At 60.2% G+C, this 17,749-nt stretch carries 11 protein-coding genes; 8 read left to right on the forward strand and 3 right to left on the reverse strand.

The window, feature by feature from the left end; translation table 11 throughout:
• Position 1: 1 nt before the first annotated feature.
• Both AD665_RS27985 and AD665_RS03410 read left to right on the forward strand, forming a co-directional pair.
• On the forward strand, positions 2-6,997 hold the full coding sequence (locus tag AD665_RS27985) for a S8 family serine peptidase (protein ID WP_080996553.1): 6,996 nt from the start codon (positions 2-4) through the stop codon (positions 6,995-6,997).
• Positions 6,998-7,155: 158 nt separating this feature from the next.
• Positions 7,156-7,545: a GFA family protein gene (locus tag AD665_RS03410; protein WP_053190906.1), complete on the forward strand. Its 390-nt coding sequence runs from the start codon at positions 7,156-7,158 to the stop codon at positions 7,543-7,545.
• 5 nt (positions 7,546-7,550) lie between these two features.
• Here AD665_RS03410 and AD665_RS03415 read toward each other — a convergent pair whose 3' ends face one another.
• The 3 genes from AD665_RS03415 to AD665_RS03425 all read right to left on the reverse strand — a co-directional run bounded on the left by AD665_RS03415 (position 7,551) and on the right by AD665_RS03425 (position 10,711).
• The gene (locus AD665_RS03415; protein WP_053190909.1) at positions 7,551-9,008 is read right to left on the reverse strand and encodes an aldehyde dehydrogenase family protein; all 1,458 of its coding nucleotides are present in this window, start codon (positions 9,006-9,008) and stop codon (positions 7,551-7,553) included.
• Between the two features lie 190 nt (positions 9,009-9,198).
• A complete protein-coding gene (locus tag AD665_RS03420; protein ID WP_053190912.1) occupies positions 9,199-9,585 on the reverse strand; it encodes a RidA family protein in 387 nt (128 codons plus the stop codon).
• Positions 9,575-10,711: a DSD1 family PLP-dependent enzyme gene (locus AD665_RS03425; protein ID WP_053190915.1), complete on the reverse strand. Its 1,137-nt coding sequence runs from the start codon at positions 10,709-10,711 to the stop codon at positions 9,575-9,577. The genes AD665_RS03420 and AD665_RS03425 overlap by 11 nt, the downstream gene beginning before the upstream one ends.
• Positions 10,712-10,805: 94 nt before the next feature.
• On the opposite strand from AD665_RS03425, the gene AD665_RS03430 reads away from it, so the two are divergent.
• The 6 genes from AD665_RS03430 to AD665_RS03455 all read left to right on the forward strand — a co-directional run bounded on the left by AD665_RS03430 (position 10,806) and on the right by AD665_RS03455 (position 17,748).
• Complete coding sequence (locus AD665_RS03430) at positions 10,806-11,690, forward strand: LysR family transcriptional regulator (protein ID WP_053190919.1); 885 nt, start codon at positions 10,806-10,808, stop codon at positions 11,688-11,690.
• Between the two features lie 472 nt (positions 11,691-12,162).
• Positions 12,163-12,831 (forward strand): haloacid dehalogenase type II, encoded by a 669-nt coding sequence (locus AD665_RS03435; protein ID WP_024779244.1) that lies wholly within the window; start codon positions 12,163-12,165, stop codon positions 12,829-12,831.
• 37 nt (positions 12,832-12,868) lie between these two features.
• Entirely contained in the window at positions 12,869-14,143 is a 1,275-nt protein-coding gene (locus tag AD665_RS03440) for an NAD(P)/FAD-dependent oxidoreductase (RefSeq protein WP_053190922.1), read from the forward strand.
• Positions 14,144-14,230: 87 nt separating this feature from the next.
• Positions 14,231-15,874: an ABC transporter substrate-binding protein gene (locus AD665_RS03445; protein WP_024779242.1), complete on the forward strand. Its 1,644-nt coding sequence runs from the start codon at positions 14,231-14,233 to the stop codon at positions 15,872-15,874.
• A gap of 45 nt (positions 15,875-15,919) precedes the next feature.
• Positions 15,920-16,876 carry an ABC transporter permease gene (locus tag AD665_RS03450; RefSeq protein ID WP_024779241.1) on the forward strand — a complete coding sequence of 319 codons (957 nt, stop codon included), beginning with the start codon at positions 15,920-15,922 and terminating at the stop codon, positions 16,874-16,876.
• The gene (locus AD665_RS03455; protein WP_053190925.1) at positions 16,873-17,748 is read left to right on the forward strand and encodes an ABC transporter permease; all 876 of its coding nucleotides are present in this window, start codon (positions 16,873-16,875) and stop codon (positions 17,746-17,748) included. Before AD665_RS03450 ends, AD665_RS03455 begins: the two co-directional genes overlap by 4 nt.
• Position 17,749: the final 1 nt, after the last annotated feature.

Below are 17,749 nucleotides of genomic sequence, written 5' to 3' on the forward strand. Positions count from 1 at the left end.
TGTGGCGGAAGTTTTGAAACAAGCGGACTTGGATTATGCTCAGTCTCTGCTCGGTAGTAATGGTCCGGCGGCGATGTATGATTATCTAGCAGCACGAGGCTATAAGTATGCAGAACTGGCCAATGGTGTTGCTAAAGGCAATTCGTTGGCCGGGGAAGCAGCCATCGGCTACATGAAAGAAACAGCTTCTGATCAAGGGCGGCCGATAGCGGAAGCAGAAGTAGATGCCATACGGCGTGACATGGCTCAAAACTACATCGACTCTCTAAAATTTCAGGCGAAAAATAGCGGCGGATTGGTAACCCGGGAGATAAGCCACGATGAGGCATGGGAATTTCATAAAGACGTTTTCTTGAAACATGGCTTGACTGTCGATGCGTGGACCCTTAACACTCCGTTCTTAATGATGTCAGAAGATATGCGGGCGGCGTTTTGGCAAGATACGCTCGCGGCTGCGGGTGATCCTCTAGCTGAGGCAAAGTTATCGTATCTTACGATGATGTTTATGGAAGTGAAACTTTTAACTCCAGGCTCAAGCCAGTCGGCAGCGGTTTGGATGGAAAAGGTGACAAACCTTGAAGTTGCTGATTTCGTTTTCAGTCAGGCATGGGATTTTGCAGCTGGAGGCGTTTCGGATGTGTTTTCTTGGGCGGATTCAACGGTCGACTATATAAATAGTTTAGCCGGTAGCGTTAGAAATGATTTTTCGCTCCGCTTTGATAGTGAGGCGGGTCTAAACTACAAAAGCCCAACGGATCACGATGAGTATATTAATCAAGTTTCGCAAGGGCTTATTGCTAGTGGAGGGGGGTGGAAGTTAGGGTTTGATTCAAATAAATTAAACCTTAATCAATACCAAGGTAACTGGATCAACAACACCTTTGCCGCCGCAGCCACTCAGATCCTGGCCGACGGTTATCGTCCCGGTAACGTCAATACAGTCAAGGAAGTCTTTGATTTCAGCCTGCGCAATTCCAGTCAGGGCCTTTCCTATGGCAGCACCTTGGGAGCGCTCTTGAACTCCGGTGATGCGCGGGCGCGGGTGACGCTACCCACCGATCCATTGGTGTTGGATCTCAATGGTGATGGCGTGCGTTTGACCGACTACCTGACGTCGCCGGTGTTCTTCGACGCCGACAACGATGGCGGCAGTCTTGAGGAGACCGGTTGGGTCAGCCCTGAGGATGGCATCGTGGTCGTCGACACCAATGCCAACGGCAAGATCGACAATATCAGTGAGACACTTTCGGAGTATTTTGGTGGGACGGCGGGCGCCAATGGCGAAGCCGGACAAAAGCGTTTCGCCAATGGTTTTGCCGCGCTGGCCAGCCTGGACAGTAATGCCGATGGTGTGTTCGACAAGCAGGACGCCGCTTGGTCGAATGTCAAGGTCTGGGTAGATGCCAATCACGATGGCAAGAGCTGGAACGATCTCAGCGGGAATGGTGCGATCGATGCCGGTGAAACCAGTGAACTCAAATCCCTCGCAGATCTGGGGATTACCCAGATCAACCTGAGTAATCAGGTCCAAAGTGGCGAAGTGCGTGACGGCAATGAAGTGCTGGCACGCGGTACTTTCGTGCAGAACGGTATCAGCAAGGAAGCCATCGCCGCGAACTTCCTGGCTAACCCCAACGGCCATGTTTTTACCGCAAGTGGCACGGGTACCGTGGTTTCGACCCAGGGTTCGGGAGAAGTCTCGGCCGTGAAAGGTTATGTTTCTTCGTCGACTATGGGCGAAACTATCGATGTCGCTCAGAAAGGCGTCAATAACGCTACCGGTGGTTCCGGTAATGATGTGTTGCAGGGCGACGCCCAGACCAACTGGCTGGCCGGTGGTCAAGGCAGCGATACGTTCAATGGTGGCGCGGGCGATGATGTTCTGCTGATCGATGGTGATGATCTGGCCGCGAATATTCACGGCGGCGACGGCACTGATATCGTGCAGGTACTCGGCGACAAAGGCGTCTATCTGAGCCTGGCCGAAGCGAGTGTAGAAATTGCCCAAGGCGGTCGCGGCAATGACGTATTTCTTGGCGGCGGAAACAGCACAGTTTATATGCGTGGTGGTGATGGCGACGATGTGCTCGTCGGCGGATCGGCCAACGATGCGTTATCAGGTGAAAACGGCAACGACACCATTCTGGGCGGCGCGGGTAATGATGTGTTACGCGGTCACCGTGGCAGTGACCAGATTCAGGGTGGTTCGGGCGATGATTTGATCGACGGCGGTCAGGATGATGACAGCCTGAATGGCGGCCTTGGTAACGACATTCTCACCGGCGGGGCTGGCGATGATAAAGTCGATGGCGGTGACGGCCTCGACGTCATCGAATTGTCCGGTGACTTCTCCGAATACCGCATCACCCGAACAGCCGAAGGCGTGTGGATCAGTGACACCGTAGCAGGACGTGACGGCACCGACTTCCTGCAAAACGTCGAAAAAGCCAACTTCAAGAATCTCAAACTGGTGGAAATTCCCACGGCCACCAGTGACGGGATTGAGAACCCGCTGTTGGTCAAGGACGTCCTGAGCAAGGACAAGAGCGGCGTCGGTTTCGAGCGCACCAGCGCGCACCTGATCGGCAAGGAACAACTGCTGCAGAACGACATCGATTGGCAACAAGATGCACTGCATATCACGGGCTTGTTCGATGTGGTGGGCGGAACGGCTGTCGTGACCCAGGCCGGTGATGTGTTGTTCACACCGGACGCTACCTTTACCGGCATCATGGGTTTCAAATACACCGTAGCCGATGCCAAAGGCAACGAGGCTGGTACGGTTGTCAACATGGGCACCGGTGAAAGCGCGACGATGCGTGCCGCGGTGTACCTCAAGACCTCGGACTTGCCCGACGATCCGCTGGTGACTGATCAGTGGTATCTGTCCCAGGCCAATATCCTGCCGGTCTGGAAAGACTACACCGGCAAAGGTGTCAGGATTGTCGAGATCGAGACCAACAGTGACTTTGGTACGACCAAAGAAGTACTCGACTATCGCCACGCCGACCTGAAAGACAATATCGACCAGAACTGGTTGGCCAATGCCACGCCTGGGCAGATGGCGGGCGAGGGCAGTGGCGGCAAGTTCAGCGATCACGCGACGCTGGTGGCCGGGGTGATGGTTGCCGCTCGTAATGGCGAGGGCAGCGTCGGTGTCGCCTACGATGCGACGGTTGCCGGTTACTGGGTCAACAAAGACGACTTCAGCAACATGTCCCACATGTATGAGTACGATGTGGTGAACAATAGCTGGGGCAGCAAAAATCACTTCGACCTGAAGTTCTCACCGGCCGAGTTGGGACTTTTGCCAACGGCCTATCATCAGGCCCTGGAAGAAGGTCGTGATGGATTGGGCACGGTGATCGTCACGGCGGGCGGCAACGACCGCGAGAAGGGCGGCAACACCAACTATTCGAACGTTACCAACAGCCGCAGCAGCATCATTGTCGGTGCGATCAATGCCACCACTGACTTAGGCGCCCTGCAGTTTGGGGGAAAACCTTTCTCCAGCCCAGGGGCAAGTATCCTGGTCAGTGCGCCCGGCTCGAACGTAACCTCGACTTCGCGGTTGGTGCAGAACGACAACGGTTCCACGTTCGGCGGGGACACCAGCGTTTCCCAAGGCACCAGCTTCGCGGCACCTATCGTTTCCGGCATCGTGGCCCTGATGCTGGAAGCCAATCCAGAACTGGGGTATCGCGATGTCCAGCAGATCCTTGCGCTTTCTGCGCGCAAGGTGGCCGACCCCACGACTTCCTGGCAGGACAACGGCGGCCAGAACTGGAACGGCGGTGGCATGCATATCAGCCATGACTACGGTTATGGCGAAGTCGATGCCCGCGCTGCGGTTCGCCTGGCGGAAACCTGGAGTCTCCAGCAAACCTTCCATAATGAGTTCAGCCTGATCAAACCGCTGGAGTCGGGTGTGCTCAATCGGACGATTACCGACGGGCAGAGTGGTGGCATCAGTCACTCCCTGACCATGGGCAATGCCAACATCTCCGTCGAGCATGTTGAAGTCAAGGTCAGCCTGACTCATGCGCGGCCAGGCGATCTGATTCTAAAACTGATCTCGCCCTCCGGTACCGAATCCATTTTGATGAGTCGTCCAGGCAAGGTGCCTGGTAGCGCAGCGAGTGATCGTGGCGATAGCGATTTTGATGAGGCGTCCACACTGGACTACGTGTTTGACACAGCGCTCTTGCGTGGCGAGAGCACTCAGGGGGACTGGACACTTCAAGTGATCGACACCGTCACCGGAGACACCGGGACGTTGAACAGCTGGAGTCTGAACGTTTACGGCAAGGGTGGCACGGCTGATGACCAGTATGTGTACACCAACGAATACGCGAAGTTGGCCGCTTCGGGTGGGCGCAATGTGCTTAACGACACCGACGGAGGCGAGGATACGATCAACGCGGCGGCGATCTCCAGCGCCAGCGTCATCGACCTGTCGAGAGGCGAAGCCACGCTGGCTGGAGCTCGTCTGGCGATTTCCAACCCAGGGCAAATCGAGCATCTGATCGGCGGCGAGTTCGCCGACACGCTGACCGGTAATGCGGTGGACAACCATCTTTCCGGTGGTCGTGGTGACGATACGTTGTCGGGCGGGGCCGGCGTCGACACGCTGATCGGTGGCAAGGGCAGCGACACCTTGACCGGCGGCGCGGACACGGACTATTTCGTGATCGACAAGGCCGCGGGCGACATCGACACCCTCACTGACTTTGTGATCGGTACCGATCGAATCGTCTTGTCTGGTTTTGATGCCGAAGTCTATTCAACGATGACGATTACCCAGCAAGGCGCCGATACTCGGTTGAGTCTGGCGGATGGACAGGTTCTGCTGTTGAAGAATGTCCAGTCCCAAGGTTTGACGCTGAGCAGCTTTGTTCATATCCCGGATGGCGTGCGTATGAGCCAGTTGGAGGCTGCTTCAGGTTACGGTTTCGGACTCAACGGGGTAGCGACCGAGCGCAATTTGCCTAACCTGGACGAAGGCTTCCTGTACTGGACCAACGATGGCGGCGAACGCGTGTTCGGCGGGACCGGCGCCGATACGATCTTGGGTGGCCTGGGCGACGACGTCCTGGTAGGGGAGTCTTCGACGGCAGCGACCGTGGGCGGTCATGACTTTATCGACGGCGGTGAAGGCAACGATGTGGTGCGCGGCAGTGCCGGTGATGACGTGCTCCGTGGCGGTGCCGGGCTGGACTACCTGGGCGGGGATGCTGGTAACGATGTCCTTTACCTGGAGGGCGACCTGGCCGTCAGTGACTATGCCAGCACCACGTTGCTCTCGCCGAACATCAACCTGAGCGGGGCTGCCACACACACGGGGGCTTCCGTTGCGGGTGGTGCCGGCAATGACCGTTTTGTGCTGGTTGAAGATATTCAGGCCAGCGCTTCGCAAGGGGTGATGGCCAACCTGATCGATGACTTTGAAGTCGCCAATACCAACGAGAAGATCGACCTGTCGCAGATTCGTGCAGTGCGTGGATTCTCCGATTTGAATTTCAGCACCGTGACGGTCGACGGTGAGCAGTATCTGCGTGTCTGGCTCGGTGTCATGGCCAGCGGTACTCAGTACCTGATGCTCAAAGGTGTGGGTGTCGGCCAGTTGTCCGCTGCCAACTTCATTTTTGGCCAGGCGTCCGTCCAGCCCAAGGTGCTCGTGAGCGGGACTGATGCAAACGATCTGCTGGTGGGGGATGTCGGAGGCAATACCCTGGATGGTCGGGCCGGTGCCGATGTCATGGAGGGCCGATTGGGCGATGACACCTACATTGTCGATAACCTCGGCGACGTGGTGAAGGAAGTCGTGGGCGGAGGTTACGACCTGGTCAAGTCCGGCGTCAGTCATGTCCTGGCCGACGAAGTCGAGTCCTTGCAGTTGCAGGGCAGCGCCGCGATCAATGGCACCGGCAACGGGCTGTCCAACCGTCTGGTGGGCAACAGTGCAAATAATGTTCTGGATGGCGCCGGCGGCTCCGATGTGATGATCGGCGGCCTGGGTGATGATACCTATGTGGTGGATGATGGTTTCGACCGGATCGTCGAGTCCGAAGGCGAGGGTACGGATACCGTCAACTCATCGGTTTCCTTCACGTTGGGCAATCACCTGGAAAACCTGAGCCTGACGGGGCATGCGGCAATCAATGCCACGGGTAACGCGACCAACAACATCTTGCGCGGCAACACTGCGGATAACCGCCTCGACGGTGCCCAGGGCGCGGACCGAATGGTCGGCGGCATGGGGAACGACACTTACTTCGTGGATAACGTCGGTGACATCGTCGTCGAGGACGCTGACCGTGGCAACGACAAGGTCATTTCCACCATCGACTACACCCTGACAAACAACGTCGAAATGCTGACGCTGTCTGGCCCTGCCTTGAATGGAAGCGGAAATGCATTGGCTAATGAACTGATCGGCAACGAGCTCAATAACCGCTTGTACGGTGGTGCGGGCGATGACTTCTTGCAGGGAGGAAAAGGTGATGATCGCTATGTGTTCGGCGTCGGCCATGGCCAGGATCGCATCAATGAAGATCTGGACGTCGGCGGTGGCACCGACACTATTGTGTTCGAAGCCGGTATTCAGGAGAGCGACGTCGCTGTGGACCACTCTGCGCAAGGTATGGTGCTGCGCCTGAACGACGGCCAGCAGATCATTTCCGGCTGGACTGCCGCACGCGGTCACAGCGTCGAGCGCATCGAATTCGCCAACGGTACGGTCTGGAACACCGCGATAATGTCGACCCAGGCCAACCGGGCGCCAACCGTGTCGACAGCGGTCGCCGATCAGAGGGTTGCAGAGGCTCAGCATATCGAGCAGTTCCGCACAGCCGATGGCAAGGTACTGTTGGAAAACCAGGTCGATCAGCTGGTGGGCGCCATGGCCGCTTTCGCGCCGCCGGCACCGGGTGAGACTTCGTTGCCCCAGAACTACCAAGCCTCACTGAATGCGGTGATTGCCAGCAATTGGCAATAGCGATCCAAGCTGCCGCGCCTTAAGGCGCGGCAGTTTCGTTGATTGCACGCTTCGAGTGCAGTGATGAAATCTACAGCCAATACAGGTGTCATCAGTGATGACGCCTTTCGGAGTTCGTCGTGAACATTTCGACTACACGATCATAGAGGAGACGCACCATGGACCGATTCACCGGCGGCTGCCTGTGCGGCAACGTCCGTTTCGAAGCTTCGGGCCGTCCTTACCGGGTCGGCCTCTGCCACTGTCTCGACTGCCGCAAGCACCATGGCGCGCTTTTCTACGCTGCAGCCATGTTCCCCCAGGACGCGGTGAAGATCGAGGGTGAAACCCGAGACTACGCCGGTCGTTGCTTTTGCCCCCGCTGCGGCTCGCCGGTCTTTGCCCGCAGCGGTGACGAGATCGAAGTGAACCTGGGAAGCCTGGATGCCCCTGACCAATTGATGCCTACCTACGAATGCTGGACCGTGCGTCGCGAGGCGTGGCTGCCGGCGTTTCCGTTGACACGCTGCGAGCATGATCGTGCCGGAAAAGGGCGGTCCGAGGAGTAGGGCGATCAGCCAAACCCGATGATCGCCTTGATCTCCAGATACTCCTCGAACCCGTGGACTCCGTATTCACGGCCATTGCCTGAGCGCTTGTAACCGCCGAACGGCGCCAACGGGTTCCACGCCGGGTAGTTCAAGAGTACTTGCCCGGCGCGGATGCGCGAGGCCATGGCGCGAACAGCTTCGAGGTCCTGGCCTTGCACATGGGCACTGAGGCCGTAGACGGTGTCGTTCGCGATGGCGATGGCTTCTTCCACTGTGTCATAGGGGATGAGGCACAGCACCGGGCCAAAGATTTCTTCCTGGGCGATGCGCATGGCGTTATCCACCTCGGAGAAGACCGTTGGGCGGGCGTAGAAGCCTTTCGCAAAACCCGGCATCCGTCCTGGGCCGCCGCAGAGGAGCTTGGCGCCCTCTCTCAGGCCCGCCTCGATCATCGTCTGCACACGATTGAACTGGGCTTCGTTGGCGATGGGCCCGAGTTGCGTTTCTTCCGACCGGGGATCGCCGACGATGATTCCGTCGACGGTGGCGGTGACCAGGGCTTCGACTTCCGCCAGCCGGCTACGCGGCACGATCATCCGGGTCGGCGCGCTGCAGGACTGGCCGACGTTACGGAACGCCGACATCACCCCAGGCGGCACGGCCTTGGCAAAATCGGCGTCGGGCAAGAATACGTTCGGTGATTTGCCGCCCAGTTCCTGGGTGACACGCTTGACCGTCGGGGCGGCGGCCTGGGCCACCAGCGCGCCTGCGCGGTTGGAGCCGGTGATGGAAATCATGTCGATATCGGGGTGTGCGGCCATGGCTGCGCCGACGTCCGCGCCGCTGCCATTCACCAGGTTGAAAACGCCCGGCGGCAGACCCGCGTCATGCAGCAACTGGGCGAACAGCAGGGCGCTCAAGGGGGACAGTTCGCTGGGCTTGAGCACCACGGTGCAGCCGGCGGCAATCGCCGGGGCGACTTTGGCGGTGATCTGGTAAAGCGGCCAGTTCCAAGGCGTGATGAGCCCGCAGACGCCAATGGGTTCGCGCTCGATGGCCGTACCGTTTTCTACCTTGCGGAAACTGTAGGTGGACAGCAGGTCACGGGCGACCCGAACATGCTCGGCCGCCAGCGGCACCTGCATCGTCCGTGCGAAACCGTTGGCTGCGCCCATCTCCAGGGAGATCACCTGGGCCAGTTGTTCTTTTCGTTCAAGGATCAGTTCATGAAGCTTGTCCAGGACCTGGGCACGGGTTATGGCCGGGGTCGAGGACCAGCCGGGAAACGCTGCTCGTGCCGCTGCCACCGCCCGGTCCACGTCTGCGGAGGAGCCTTGGGCGACTTCGGCGACCACCTCTTCGGTGGCCGGGTTGATCACCGGCAGCGTGGTCGGATACGCCGGCAACGACCAGGCGCCATTGATATAAAGCTGCCCCAAAGTCTGTGGGTCGAGGTAGCTGTCAGAAGATCGGGTTGTCATGCAACGGGCTCCCATAGAGCAGTGAGGACATTGCCAGCAGCAGATCGTGAGGCTGTGCCTGCTCAAATAAACTAACAAAGCGACCCTGACGGGATGTGCCGTTCTTGAGGTTGGCAAAGGAGAATCTGCTGAATCTGCCGGGCTAACCGGACAAAACGCGCACTGCGCTCACCTGAGCCCCTGCTGCGCTTCATATACGGGCCAGCGCTTCGATTTCGATCAGGTAGCCATGGTGCAAGGCCGGAACCGGCACCACGGCGCGTGCGGGGCGGTGCTCACCGAGATAACGGGCGTAGACACGGTCGAAAGCCGACCAGTGTTCGATGCCCGCAACGTAGACGGTCACCTTCAGCAGATCCCTTGGCTGTCGGCCGGCCGCCGCAAGAATTGCCAATAGATTATCCAGTGCGATGGCGACCTGTATTTCGAACGGTTGGTCGACACTATGGCTGCCATCGGCTCGCACCGGCAGTTGTCCGGATATGTACAAGACGCCTTGGTGCGCCACTGCCTGGGCGTAATGGCCGCCTGGCAACGCGGCATCGGTCGTGCGGATTGTCTCGATTTCACCAGCCATGCAGGCGACTCCAGATCTGGACTTCGCCGGTGGCATCACAGGCGCAGTAGTGGGGGAACTGTGCGCCGGTGGCACAGGCGTGGTTGGGCAGGATGCGCAGGCGGCTGCCGATGGGATAGCGCGCGGTGATATCGACGTGCTCGGCACCTGACAGGGTGACGATGCCGTGTTCCTGATTGGCGCCGGTCAGCAGTGCGCCTTCGATCCAGTCGCCGGCGTCGGTGCACACCTGCCCATAGCCGAAGTCATGCTGCTGGCGCTGGGTACCCCGGTCGCGACTCATTGCCATCCAACCGGCATCGGTGATGATCCAGCCTTTATCCGGTTGATGACCGATGACGCTGGTCAGCACACTCAGCGCCAACTCATCCTGCCGACAAACGCCGACGTTGTGCATCACCAGATCGAAGAAGACATAGACACCGGCCCGAACCTCGGTAACGCCTTCCAGATTCAATGCCGACAGGGCCGTGGGCGTCGAGCCGATGCTGACCTGCGGACAGGCCAGTCCGGCGGCGCGGATGCGCTGGGCCGCGCTGACGCAGACCTGCCGCTCCTGTTCGGCCAGGGCTTGCAGCGCCTCGGGGGTATCCAGCTCGTAGCTGGATCCGGCATGGGTCATGACGCCGCAAAGCCGCTGTCCACCTTCGCCGAGGGCTCGTGCGATATCGACGAGTGCAGCGTCTTCGATGCGCACGCCGGAGCGATGGCCGTCGCAATCGATCTCGATCCATACATCGAAGGATTCGTCGTGAAGCTGGCCGAAATCGACAATCGCCCGGGCTGCCACCAGGCTGTCCGTCAGGATGCTCAGCTGGCAGCCTTTGCGCCTGAGCGCCAGGGCCTGGTCCAGTTTGCCGGGCACGATGGCCACGGCATAGAAAATGTCCTGGATGCCGTTGGCGAAGCAATGCTCGGCTTCCTTCAAGGTGGACACCGTGACACCGCTGGCACCCGCGGCGATCTGGGCCTGTACCACCGGCAGGCATTTGCTGGTCTTGATGTGGGGGCGCAAGCGCACGCCCAAGTCGTCCATGCGTTGTTGCATGCGCTGGATATTGCGTTGCATGCGGGGCCGATCGATGAGCGCGGCGGGGGTGTCGAGGGAAGCGGTCGAGGCTGGCATGGCAGGGTCCGGTGGTGGAAGACGGAGTCGACTCTACTCAGGCGTCGTGAAGTCATGGTTCAATGCGGTGTCATCAATCATTAAGTTGAACTGAATGATCAGCATCGAAGACCTGCGAATGGCCGCGACACTGGCGCGTTGCGACTCCTTGAGCGCGGCCGCCAGGGCATTGGATGTCTCGCCACCGGCGCTGTCCATGCGCCTGCGCAAGCTGGAAGGCGTCCTCGGGCTGACCTTGGCCAATCGCGATGCCCGGCGCCTGAGCCTGACCGCCGACGGCGAGCGTTTTTCCCGTCAGAGCGCGCTGTTGCTGGAACAGCTTGAGGCCCTCCCCGAGTCCTTCAGGCGGCAGGATGATCAACTGGTCGGCACCCTGAGGCTGGCGGCGCCGTTCGGCTATGGGCGCCAGCGCCTCGCGCCGTTGCTGGCGCGTTTCGCCAGGTTGCATCCGCAGCTGTGCCTGCACCTGGATCTGCGGGAAACGCCTTGGCCGGATCGGCATGACAGCGACGCGGTGATTCACATCGGCAACCTCAGCGACAGCCAGTGGGTCGCCCGGCCCCTCACGCACAATGATCGATGGTTGTGCGCCAGCCCCGCTTACCTGGCGCGGAACGGCACACCTTCGGCGCCCGAGCAACTTGTTGACCACCGCTGCATCTGCATTCGTGAAAACGACGAGGACGTTACCTTGTGGCGCCTGCGTAATGAGAAGGGGCAAAAGACGCTGCGGATCAAGCCTGCTTTATTGAGTAACGATGGCAGCGTGGCGCGGCGTTGGGCAGAAGAGGGGCTGGGGTTGGTGCTGCGTTCGCAATGGGATGTCAGTAAAGCCATTGCCGATGGACGCCTGGTACGGGTGCTCGGCGATTGGCAATTCGACAGCGCCCCGATCAACCTGCTGGTGCCTTCGCGCGCGGTACGCAACGCGCGGGTCCAGGCGTTGGTCAGCTTTCTGGAGGCTGAGTTGAAAGCCTGATCGAAGGCGGCGTGCCAGTCAGCCTCTTCGTCGCTGATCCACCGCCATCGCGAGCAGGCTCGCTCCCACTTGGAATCCTGGGGCCATCGCGCTTTGTGATCCAAGCCAAATCCCTGTGGGAGCGAGCCTGCTCGCGATGGCGTCAGCCCGTTCGACAAAGATGCTGAAACGCCCCCGGTTCCTGCGCAGATTCTGCCGCAGACAGCTCGCCGCGGTGCCGTTTGGCGCACCAGAACTGCCCGCAAACCCTCTGAAACAGGGGGGCGACGCCCGTGTCTGGAGCATCCCGCAAAGTCTGCTGAGGGAGCCCTGCAAAACGGTGGTTTGTACCAAGCCGCCACTATTTTTAACGGATTATCCACGGTCTCATGGTGTTGTAATGAAAACGTGATGCAGCGTTGTGCCGGTGCTTAACGAATGGCGCCGATGCTTGCCACGTCCATGCCTTCAACAACCATTCAGGACCGCACTCATGAGCTTTCTTCGACCCAAGTACATCACCTTCGATTGCTACGGCACGTTGACCAACTTCCAGATGGGAAGCATGACCCGCGAGCTGTTCGCCGATCGTGTCGGTGCCGGGCAGATGGATCAGTTCGTCACGGATTTCGCCGCTTATCGCCTGGATCAAGTGATGGGTGACTGGCGCCCCTATGATGAAATCATCAAGACGTCCCTGGCCCGTGTCTGCAAGCGCTGGGGTGTCGAGTATCGTGGCGAAGGCCAGCTCTACTACGATGCCGTGCCTACCTGGGGCCCTCACGCCGATGTGCCGGCAGGTCTGTCGAAAATCGCCGACAAGATCCCCCTGGTGATTTTCTCCAACGCGATGGACGAGCAGATCATGTCCAACGTCGACAAGCTCGGCGCGCCTTTCCATAAAGTCTTCACTGCCCAGCAGGCACAAGCCTACAAGCCGCGCCTGGCCGCCTTCGAGTTCATGCTCGATAACCTCGGCTGCGGGCCGGAAGACGTGCTGCATGTATCGTCGAGTTTCCGTTACGACCTGATGTCGGCCCACGACATGAAGATCAAGAACAAGGCCTTCGTTGCCCGTGGTCACGAACAGCCAGGAAACGCGATCTACGGCTACCACCAGATTCCCGATATCGGCGGTCTGGCTGGCCTGGTCGGTCTCTGAGACACGCGCGCACTCTTCAAGGTGAAAGGGGTTAGACATGGGCAGTGAGTCCTATTGGCTCGATACCGCACCGGCCTTTACAGGGGCCCAGCTCGGCGGGTTGCCGGGGCAGGTCGATGTCGCGGTCGTCGGTGGCGGTTTCACCGGGCTGGCCGCGGCCCGTGCCCTGGCCTTGAAGGGGGCCAGCGTGGCGGTGCTGGAGGCGGGACGGGTGATTGGCGAGGCATCGGGGCGTAACGGCGGGCATTGCAGTACCGGCGTAGCTCAGGACTACGCAGCACTCACCGCCAGTCTCGGCGCCGATAAAGCGCGGGCCTATTACCAGGCTTACGAAAGCGCCGTGCAGAGTGTCGTCGCCCTGGTGGAGCAGGAGGGGATTGCCTGCGACCTCAAGCGTAACGGCAAGCTCAAGCTGGCCGCCAAGCCGATGCACTACGAAGGGTTGGCACGCACCTGTGAGCTGATCCGCAAGGAAGTCGATGCCGAGGTCGAACTGCTGTCTGCCGAAGAGACCCGGGCGGAGGTCAAGTCCGACCAGTTTCACGGCGGCCTGCTACAGCGCAATGGTGTGCAGATGCATATCGGGCGCTTTGGCGTTGGCTTGGCCGAGGCCGCCGCACGTCACGGCGCGTTGATTTTCCAGGGCGTGGCCGTCAAGGACTGGAAGGCCAGTGCCGGTGGTTATCAGGTCAATACCAGCAAGGGGGCGCTGCATGCCTCGCAGGTTTTGCTGGCGACTGGCGCCAGTCAGCATGGCGGTCTGGGCTGGTACCGGCGGCGAATCGTCCCGGTGGGCAGTTTCGTGATCGCCACCGAAGTGCTGCCCCAGGCGCTGATCGACAACTTGCTGCCGGCGCGCCGCTCCTATGTCACCAGTCGCATGATCGGCAACTACTTCCGCCTGACCCCGGACAACCGCCTGCTGTTCGGTGGTCGTGCGCGGTTTGCGATGTCCGACAGTGTTTCCGATGCCAAGAGCGGCAAGGTGCTGCAAGCGGCGATGGTGCAGATGTTCCCGCAACTGGCCAACGTCAGGATCGACTACTGCTGGGGCGGACTGGTGGACATGACGTCCGATCGGCTGCCTCGGGCCGGCCAGCATGGCGGGGTGTATCACTCCATGGGCTATAGCGGCCATGGCGTGCAGATGTCGGTGCACATGGGGCAGGTCATGGCCGAGGTCATGGCCGGCAAGGTTGAGGCCAATCCCTGGCGCGAGCTCGATTGGCCGGCCATTCCCGGGCATTTCGGCAAGCCCTGGTTCCTGCCGCTGGTAGGCGCGTATTACCGCCTGCAGGACTACCTGCACTGATCCCTGTGACGTTGTTTTTACGTTTCAACCACGTTGCGTCAACCGTGCGCAACCGAGCCCTCATCATTAGCGAAAGGTAGAACTGACATGACTGACAATAAGAGCAGCACCGATAGCCAGTTGATTACCGGTACAGACAGTCTGCGTGTTTTTGAAGGGCTCAATCGGGGCATGTCGCGCCGCCATGCATTGCAGATGCTGGGGTTGGCCGGGGTGGCTGCGGCGGGCGCCGGCAGCCTGTTCGGCGCCGCCGGAAAACTGCTTGCCGATGACGCCGCGACTCCGGGCAAAGGCAAACCGGGCGGGCGCATTCGCGTTGCCGGTATTTCCAGCTCCACCTCCGATACGCTGGATCCGGCCAAGGGTTCGTCCTCCACGGACTACGTGCGCCATTACATGTTCTATAACGGACTGACCCGCTTCGACAGCCACATGGTGCCGCAACTGGAACTGGCCGAACGTATCGATACCACCGACGCCACGCTCTGGGTGATTACCCTGCGCAAAGAAGTAACGTTTCACAACGGCAAGGGCCTGACTGCCGCTGACGTGGTCTACTCCCTGTTGCGACACAAGGATCCGATCACCGGATCCAAGGTCCTGCCCCTGGCCGAGCAGTTTGCCGAGGTCAAGGCCAACGGCACCCATGAAGTGCAGATCCGCTTGAGTGGCCCGAATGCCGAGCTGCCGTCGATCCTTGCTGTCTCCCATATGCTGATCGTGCCCGAAGGTACCAGCGACTTCAGCCAAGGCGTGGGTACAGGTCCGTTCAAGGTCAAGGAGTTCAAGCCGGGCGTGCGCTCCATCGGTGCACGCAACACAAACTATTGGAAACCCGGCTTGCCGTATCTGGACGAGATCGAGTTCATCGGCATCGCCGACGAACCGTCCAGGGTCAATGCGCTGCTCTCGGGCGACGTGCAGATCATCAACGAAGTCAACCCACGGTCGACGACGCGCATCAAGGACAGCACCACCCACCGAGTCGTGGACTCGCCATCGGGTAACTACACTGACTTGATCATTCGCCAGGACCAGATGCCAGGCCAGCGTCCGGAATTCACCGAAGCCATGAAGCTGCTGCTGGACCGGGAGCAGGTCAAGTCAGCAATCTTCCGCGGGTTTGCCCGGGTCGGCAATGACCATCCGATTGCCCCTGGTTCGCGTTTCTACAATGCCGACCTGCCGCAACGGACCTACGATCCGGAGAAGGCGCGCTTCCTGCTGAAGAAGGCCGGTATGGAAAGCATCAGCATGCCCGTCATGTGCTCGCCGGCCGCCACCGGTTCGGTGGACGTTGCCGTGTTGCTGCAGCAATCGGCCAAGGAGGCCGGGCTCAAGCTCAACGTCAATCGTCTGCCGAGCGACGGCTACTGGTCCAACCACTGGGCCAAGCATCCGTTGAGCTTCGGCAACATCAACCCACGGCCCAACGCCGACATGCTGTTCTCGCAGTTCTTCCAGTCGACGGCACCGTGGAATGAGTCCGGTTGGAAAAATGCCCAGTTCGATCAGCTGTTGATACAGGCACGGGGCGAAACCGACGAGGTCAAACGCGGCAAGATGTACGCCGACATGCAGACCCTGGTGCATGATCACTGCGGTATCGGCATCCCCGTGTTCATCAGCAACATCGATGGCGTCGACCAACGCGTGAAGGGCTATGGCACCAACCCGCTGGGCGGCTTCATGGGCTACATGTTCGCTGAGCAGGTCTGGCTGGACGCTTGATGAGCGCCGGTTTTCCGCTGGGTGACAGTGCACGAGGATAGGGTGATGAATAGCAACACACTTTGGTTGATCGGCCGGCGCTTCGGCGCCGCGATCGTGACCCTGCTGATTGTATCGATGGTGGTGTTCGCCATCACGGCGGTGTTGCCGGGAGACGCGGCACAGCAGGCCCTCGGACAATTCGCCACGCCTGAGCAGGTCGCAGCGCTGCGCGTGAAAATGGGGCTGGACCAGCCGGGTGTGTTGCGCTACCTGCACTGGTTGATGAACCTGCTCAGCGGTGACCTCGGGGTGTCGGTTTCCAATGCCACGTCGGTTACGGAACTGATGGCAGGACGGGTGCCCAACACCCTGATGCTGGCGGCCGCGACGGCACTGGTGTCGGTACCGCTGGCGCTGCTCCTGGGCATCGGGTCGGCCATGGGGCGCGGCAGTCGCATCGACGGCTTCGTGAGCTTCTTTACGCTGATGATGGTGGCTGTGCCGGAATTCCTGGTGGCCACCCTGGCGGTATTGATTTTCGCGGTGAACCTGGGCTGGCTTTCGGCGCTGTCGTATTCCAGTGAAGTCACTTCGCCGTTGCAATTCATGCGGACCTACGCCTTGCCGGTCATGACGCTGTGCTGCGTGATCGTCGCGCAGATGGCACGTATGACCCGGGCGGCAGTGATCGATCAACTCGACAGTCCTTACGTGGAGATGGCCCGTCTCAAAGGCGTGAGTCCGGTGCGGGTGGTGCTGCGTCATGCGCTACCCAACGCCATCGGGCCCATTGCCAATGCCATCGCCCTGAGCCTGTCGTACCTGTTGGGCGGCGTGGTCATCGTCGAGACGATTTTCAACTATCCCGGCATCGCCAGTCTGATGGTCGATGCGGTGACCAACCGCGACATGGCGTTGGTCCAGGCCTGCACCATGCTGTTTTGTACCGCGTACCTGTCGCTGGTGTTGATTGCCGACCTGTGCGCGATTCTTTCCAATCCGAGGCTGAGAAACCAATGAACAATCCCATTGTGAAATCCCCGACTGCGGCGGTTGCACTGGCATTGGGCAAAGATGCTCACGGTTCGTCCTGGCTTGGGCTGATCGGCGCCGCGATGTGTGCCATCTGGTTGCTGGTGGCGATCTTCGGCCCTTGGCTGGCACCCCACCCGGTAGGGGAAGTGGTGTCCGAGAATATCTTCGACGGCCTCAGTGCCGCTTACCCGCTGGGCACCGACTACCTGGGCCGCGACATGCTCAGCCGGGTCCTGGTCGGCGCGCAGTTCACCGTGGGCCTGGCGTTGGTCGCCGCGGTACTGGCGAGCGGGCTGGGGACGACTTGCGCGTTACTCTCGGTGGTTTCAGCGAAGTGGCTGGACGAACTGATCAGCCGCCTGATGGACGCGTTCATTTCGATCCCGAGCAAGATGCTGGCGTTGATCATGGTTTCAGCGTTCGGTTCGTCGGTGACCTTGCTGGTGTGCACGGCGGTACTGAGCTATACCCCGGGGGCGTTCCGTATTGCCCGCAGCATGGCGGTGAACATCGAGGCCCTGGAGTACGTGCAAGTGGCCCGCACCCGTGGCGAGCGCCGACTGTACATCGCCTGCGTGGAAATCCTGCCCAATATGCTCAACCCGGTGCTGGCGGACCTGGGCCTGCGCTTCGGCTTCATCGTGCTGTTGCTCAGCGGTATGAGCTTCCTCGGCCTGGGCGTGCAACCGCCGGACGCCGACCTCGGCTCCCTGGTGCGCGAGAACATTGGCGGCCTCAACCAGGGCGCGCCGGCCATCGTGATTCCGGCCCTGGCCATCGGCACCCTGACCATCGGCGTGAACCTGTTTATCGACCGCCTGTCTTCGCGGCGCAATCGACGTTCGGGAGGCCATTGAT

This window comes from Pseudomonas corrugata (assembly GCF_001269905.1).
Classification (GTDB): Bacteria; Pseudomonadota; Gammaproteobacteria; order Pseudomonadales; family Pseudomonadaceae; genus Aquipseudomonas; species Aquipseudomonas corrugata.

Excerpts from the sequence above, each read along its gene's own strand:
- AD665_RS03410 (WP_053190906.1), top strand. The coding sequence starts at position 7,156 with ATGGACCGATTCACCGGCGGCTGCCTGTGCGGCAACGTCCGTTTCGAA.
- AD665_RS03415 (WP_053190909.1), bottom strand. The coding sequence starts at position 9,008 with ATGACAACCCGATCTTCTGACAGCTACCTCGACCCACAGACTTTGGGG.
- AD665_RS03420 (WP_053190912.1), bottom strand. The coding sequence starts at position 9,585 with ATGGCTGGTGAAATCGAGACAATCCGCACGACCGATGCCGCGTTGCCA.
- AD665_RS03425 (WP_053190915.1), bottom strand. The coding sequence starts at position 10,711 with ATGCCAGCCTCGACCGCTTCCCTCGACACCCCCGCCGCGCTCATCGAT.
- AD665_RS03430 (WP_053190919.1), top strand. The coding sequence starts at position 10,806 with ATGATCAGCATCGAAGACCTGCGAATGGCCGCGACACTGGCGCGTTGC.
- AD665_RS03435 (WP_024779244.1), top strand. The coding sequence starts at position 12,163 with ATGAGCTTTCTTCGACCCAAGTACATCACCTTCGATTGCTACGGCACG.
- AD665_RS03440 (WP_053190922.1), top strand. The coding sequence starts at position 12,869 with ATGGGCAGTGAGTCCTATTGGCTCGATACCGCACCGGCCTTTACAGGG.
- AD665_RS03445 (WP_024779242.1), top strand. The coding sequence starts at position 14,231 with ATGACTGACAATAAGAGCAGCACCGATAGCCAGTTGATTACCGGTACA.
- AD665_RS03450 (WP_024779241.1), top strand. The coding sequence starts at position 15,920 with ATGAATAGCAACACACTTTGGTTGATCGGCCGGCGCTTCGGCGCCGCG.
- AD665_RS03455 (WP_053190925.1), top strand. The coding sequence starts at position 16,873 with ATGAACAATCCCATTGTGAAATCCCCGACTGCGGCGGTTGCACTGGCA.